Below are 1,444 nucleotides of genomic sequence, written 5' to 3'. Positions count from 1 at the left end.
GGGGCCCTGCCGATCGACATCGTGGTGCAGCCGGAAGCGACGCGGCGCAAGAAGCTTTTTCTCGCCGATATGGATTCGACCATGATCGGCCAGGAGTGCATCGACGAGCTCGCCGACTTCGCCGGGCTGAAGGCGCACGTCGCGGCGATCACCGAGCGGGCGATGCGCGGCGAGATCGAATTCGAGCCGGCGCTGCGCGAGCGCGTCGCGCTGCTCAAGGGCCTGCCGCTGTCGGTGATCGACGAAGTGCTCGACACCCGCATCACGCTGACGCCCGGCGGCCGCACGCTGGTGCAGACGATGCGCGCCGCGGGCGCCTATACGTGCCTGGTGTCCGGCGGCTTCACCCAGTTCACCCGCGTGGTCGCCGAACGTATCGGCTTCGCCGAGCACCGCGCCAACGAGCTGCTGACCGACGACGGCAAGCTGACCGGCCAGGTCGCCGAACCGATCCTCGGCCGCGAAGCCAAGCTGGCGACGCTGCTGGCGCTGCGCGAGGCCGACGATCTCGACGCCATCGACACGCTGGTGGTCGGCGACGGCGCCAACGATCTCGGAATGATCCAGGCCGCCGGCCTCGGCATCGCCTACCACGCCAAGCCCGCCGTCGCCGCCGCCGCCCACGGCCGCATCGACTACGGCGACCTCACCGCGCTGCTGTATGCACAGGGCTATCGGCGCGACGAATTCGTCGGCGATTAGTTCCACACCAGACGCCCGACCGAGAGCTGGCATTCACCAGATCGAAAGATCATCGTGCGCCGCAATAACAAATTTCATTGCCAATTTTCCAGAATTGATACAGCATGAGTGATTATTTAAGGGAGGATTGTCATGAAGATTTTGATCGCGGCGATCGCCATATCACTGATGTCAACGTCAGCTTTCGCAGATAGAAAGTTTTGCAATGAGTGCACCCGAATTCAAATCGCTGACGGTGCTTTTCGAGTAGCTCAATCTGGCAATTGTTGTGCCCGCTGTTCTGGCGGAACTGCTTGTACTAACTGCCGCTCGAACGAAACCTGCGACAGCCAATGCCGTAGTAGTGGATTACCCGGAGTGTCCTGCCATCCACGCTAGGATTGCAGACCGCGTCTAATGTTCGGAGCAAGTAGCGTGGGCAAAGTCGCGCAGTGACCTGCCCACGCGAAACAAGCGGCGATGCGACCCGCGCCCTTGCCACTGGTTCGTCATTCCGGGGGCGCCGCGCAGCGCGCCAACTTTCCTGCCTCCACTCTTGACAATATTCCTATTATGATTATAGTCCGCCCCGTCCTGTCCGTGAGGGGCGCTTCGCGAGGCGTCGTCAAGCGGGACAGATCGGCGGGCCGGGCAACCGGTCCGGAACGATGGTTCGGCGGAGCTGACGCTGGTCGGCGACGCTGAATGGATGCGGCGTCCGCGCCTCGTGCCTCGCACGCACGGGTCCCGGGCGGCGTCGGGA

At 63.4% G+C, this 1,444-nt stretch carries 1 protein-coding gene; it reads left to right on the top strand.

Annotation, left to right across the window (positions count from 1 at the left end; all coding sequences use genetic code 11):
* On the top strand, positions 1 to 702 hold a 702-nt coding region (serB, locus tag IP86_RS21400), incomplete at its 5' end, for a phosphoserine phosphatase SerB (protein WP_054164457.1).
* Positions 703 to 1,444: the final 742 nt, after the last annotated feature.

This window comes from Rhodopseudomonas sp. AAP120, assembly GCF_001295845.1.
Taxonomy (GTDB): domain Bacteria; phylum Pseudomonadota; class Alphaproteobacteria; order Rhizobiales; family Xanthobacteraceae; genus Rhodopseudomonas.
Note: the sequence above shows the minus strand (reverse complement) of the source record. Positions and strands in the feature narration are given on the sequence as shown.